This is a genomic window from Streptomyces bohaiensis (assembly GCF_012033785.1).
Classification (GTDB): domain Bacteria; phylum Actinomycetota; class Actinomycetes; order Streptomycetales; family Streptomycetaceae; genus Streptomyces; species Streptomyces bohaiensis.
In genome coordinates, this window is record NZ_JAAVJC010000368.1 from 1 (window position 1) to 3,685 (window position 3,685).

3 protein-coding genes are annotated in these 3,685 nt (G+C 76.9%); all 3 read right to left on the minus strand.

Features of this window, described 5'->3' with window-relative positions:
- Positions 1-183: 183 nt before the first annotated feature.
- The gene (locus HCN52_RS22680) at positions 184-1,605 is read right to left on the minus strand and encodes a lysine N(6)-hydroxylase/L-ornithine N(5)-oxygenase family protein (RefSeq protein ID WP_168090305.1); all 1,422 of its coding nucleotides are present in this window, start codon (positions 1,603-1,605) and stop codon (positions 184-186) included.
- A complete protein-coding gene (locus HCN52_RS22685) occupies positions 1,602-2,210 on the minus strand; it encodes a GNAT family N-acetyltransferase (protein ID WP_168090306.1) in 609 nt (202 codons plus the stop codon). The genes HCN52_RS22680 and HCN52_RS22685 overlap by 4 nt, the downstream gene beginning before the upstream one ends.
- The coding region (locus tag HCN52_RS22690; protein ID WP_168090307.1) for an IucA/IucC family protein at positions 2,207-3,685 on the minus strand (1,479 nt) is incomplete at its 5' end. The genes HCN52_RS22685 and HCN52_RS22690, both read right to left, overlap by 4 nt.

Genomic DNA, 3,685 nt, shown 5'->3' on the forward strand with positions numbered 1-3,685 from the left:
CCAGGAAGGGACCCGCCGCACCGGTGCCGGGGGCGGCTCCGCCGTGGCGAGCTCCGAACGGCGGCCGACCGGTCGCCTTGCCGGACCGACCGCGGCCAAACGTCGCCGCCCGCCGTGTTCCCACTGCCGGCGGCGGCGGGGACACGGCGGGCGGTGGCGGGCACGGACCGCCGGGGCCGGTGGTCAGCCGCCGTGGTGCCGCCCGTCGACCGGGGCGGTGTCCGTCGCGGGCGGCGGCCCGAACGCGGTGAAGGCGGTGGCCTTGGGCAGCCGGTAGACCTCTCTGCCGGTGACGGCGTTGAGGATGGCGGCATTGCGGATGGCACCGATGTCGAGGTTGGGGGCGGAGGCGCCGTGGCTGTGGAGTTCGGTTCCCGCGAGGAACAGCCTCCCTCCGCCGGTGGCGGAGCCCGCCCCGGCGTGGAGGTCGAGGTCGACGGAGTGGTCCGCGCGGACGACCGGCCGCCCGGCGGCGTCGCGGCGGATCAGCGGGTCGAGCGCGGCGAGGAACCCCGGGGTGCGGGCGCGGTAGCCGGTGGCGGCGACGACGAGGTCGGTGCGGTGGTCGAAGGTGCGTCCGGTGTCGCGGTGGCGGCAGCGGAGGACCGTGCCGCCGGCTCCGCCCGCGGGGCCGGCGGTGAGGACGGTGATGCCGGGCCGCAGCTCGACGGGGCGCAGCCCGTGGCGGAGCTGCCTGCGGTAGAGCAGTTCGTGGACGGCGGCCAGGGTGTCGGTGGAGACGCCCTTGTAGAGCTGCCATTGTTCGGCGAGCAGCCGGTCGCGGGTGGCCTCCGGCAGGCCGTGGAAGTAGTGCATGTACTCCGGGGTGGTCATCTCCAGCACCAGCTTGGTGTAGTCCAGCGGCGCGAAGGAGGGCGTCCGGGAGAGCCAGGAGACGGCCGGCCCGCCGGCCAGGTTCCGCTCCAGCAGGTCGATGACGACCTCGGCGCCGGACTGGCCGGAGCCGACGACGGTGACGTGGGAGGCCGCGTCGACGTCCTCGCCGCGGTGCAGGAAGTCGGCGGTGTGCAGCAGGCGGTCCGCCGGCAGCGTCGCGAGGGCGTCGGGCAGGTGGGGTGCGGTGCCGGTGCCCACGACGAGGTGGCGGGCGGCGAGCCGGAGCCGGGCGCCGTCGGCCCGTTCGACCTCGGCGGTGAACAGTCCCGACGCCGGGTCCCGGCGGACGGCGATCACCCGGTGGGAGAACCGGACCGACGGCAGGCGGGCGGCAGCCCACCGCAGGTAGTCCTCGTACTCGACGCGGCTCGGGAAGAAGTTCTCCCGCACGGTGAAGGGGTACAGCCGGTCGCGGTCGTGGAGGTAGGCGAGGAACGACAGCGAATGGGTGGGGGCGACCAGCGTCACCAGGTCGGCGAGGAAGTTCACCTGCATCGACGCCTCGTCGAACATCATGCCGCGGTGCCAGTGCAGCTCCGCCGTCTCCTCCAGGACGACGAGGTCGAGGCCGTCGACGGTGGAGGCCAGGGCGGCGAGGCCGAGGTTGAACGGCCCGCAGCCGACGGCGATCACGTCGTGGACGGCGCCGGGTCCGGGCGCGGCGGCGGGCTCGGGGGTCGCGGGGGTTCCGGGGCTGGGTCGGCTCATCGGGGCAGGTCCTTGTCGCTGCGCGGGTGGACGAGCAGGGCGGCGGTCTTCTCCGGCAGGAACACCTCGCCGCAGCGGCGGTAGCCGGCGGCGGTGAAGGCGCGCAGGGAGGGCGCGTTGCGGAGGTCGGGTTCGGCCACCACGCGGCGGCAGCCGGGGTCCGCGGCGAGCAGCGCGGTGGCGAGCGCGCCGAGGAGCCGGCGGCCGACCCCGCGGCCGGTGTCGCCGGTGTCGCCGAGGGCGATGTGCACCCCCAGGTCGCGGGGGTCGTGCGGGTAGCGGCCGGCGAGCCGGTCGCGGTCGACGCGGTAGATCTCCACGTAGGCCAGGTCCCGGCCGTCCTCGGCGACCAGGCAGGGCAGGCTGTGGTCGCCGGCCCGCTGGTCGGCGAGTTCACCGGCCCAGCGGTCCCGGGGCCATGCCTGGTGCCAGAACGCCTCGACGTGCGGCTGCGCCATCCAGCAGGCGAGGGTGTCGGGGTCGGTGCCGGCCGGGTCGGCGGGGCGCAGCGTCCATGGAGCGGCGAGCCGCGGCAGGGGCGGCGCCGGGACGGCGGCTGCCGGCCGGGGGGCGGCGGACTCCCGGTGCGCGGTCGGCCGGCTCATCGGCGCTCCCCCGCCCCGCCGGCGGCGCTCAGCGGGTTGGGCGCGTCGAGGTAGACCGACTGGGAGTCGAGCGGCGCCAGCACCTCGTCGATCCCGTGGAGGCGGGTCAGCAGGTTGGCCTTGAGCGGCAGGCTCCCCGCGCTGAGCCAGCGGGCGGCGAGCCGGTCGCCGTCCGGGCCCGCGGCGGCCAGAGCGGGGAGGGCGGCCCGCAGCCGCGCGGCCATGGTGGCGAGCAGCTCCTCCTCGGTGGCGAGGCCGTCCACGGCCAGCGCGCCGACGACGGCGAACGCCTGGTTGCGCAGCAGGTAGTAGGAGAGGCGGTCGTCGACGAGGGCGTCGTCCACCACGGCGAGGGTGGAGGTCTCCCGCCGCAACCGGCGCAGCACCGCCGGGAGGTGGGAGGCGGCCAGGTAGTAGCCCTGGTTGTCGCGGAAGGCGGCTCCGGTGACGCGCCCCGAGGCGTCGAGGCGGACCAGGGTGTTCTGCTGGTGCGCCTCCAGGCCGATGCCGGTGGCGGCGTGGAGGTGGAGCATCGGGACGAGGACCCGGTCGGTGTAGTCGGCGACCCAGCGGGGGGCCGCGCCCGGACCGAGCGCGGCGACGAGAGCGGCAAGCCGGCTGGGGCCGGCGCCGGGGCGGGGTGCGACCAGGCCGGCGAGGCAGCGCAGCCGGTCCACGTCGGCGGGGACCTCCCGCACGGAGACGTCCAGCCCGGTCGTGGCCGGGCCGTCGGGTGCGGCGGGCATGTCGACGGCGAGCCAGGCGGGGTCGCGGGTGACGGTGAAGCCCGGATGGGCGGCGAAGGTGGCGTCCGCGTGGCCGAGGTCGAGCAGGTGGTTGACCTCGACGCCGCGGAGCAGTTCGGTGCGGGTGGACTCCCGGCGGGAGTTGGTCAGCCGCAGTCCCAGCGACAGCTTCAGCATGACGGGGGCGCCGGGCCGGTAGAGGGTGCGGACGCTGGAGGTGGGGAACCAGGGGGCGCCGGCGGGGCCGAGGGGTTCGAGGAGGCCGTCGGCGACCAGCGCGGCGATCCGGGGCCGGTTCAGCAGGTCGGCGGCCTGCCAGGGGTGGGCGGGGACGAGCACCCGGCCGCCGCCGGGGTCGAACCCGGCGAGCTGCGCCAGCAGCCGCGGGGTGTCCAGGCCGCCGAGGGAGGGGGCGCCGGCGACGGCGTCGTGGGAGACGACCGAGGGGTCGGCGGCGAACCAGTGCAGCGGGAAGGCACCGCGGGTCTCGGGGGACCACCGCGCGCAGTCGGAATCGGAGATGCCGTCCCGGCTCTTGGGGGCGGGGTGGCGCAGGTGGCCCAGGAGCAGCGCCTGTTCGGCGTCGAGGAACCCGTCGGTGCCGGGGGGCGGTTCGGGGCGGTCGCGCCGGGCGGCGAGGAACCCGGCGACCCGCCGGACCGACTCGGCGGTGCGTTCCACGAGGTCGGCGTTCTCGGCGGCGGCCGGCGCGGGGCGGCCGGCGGCGGC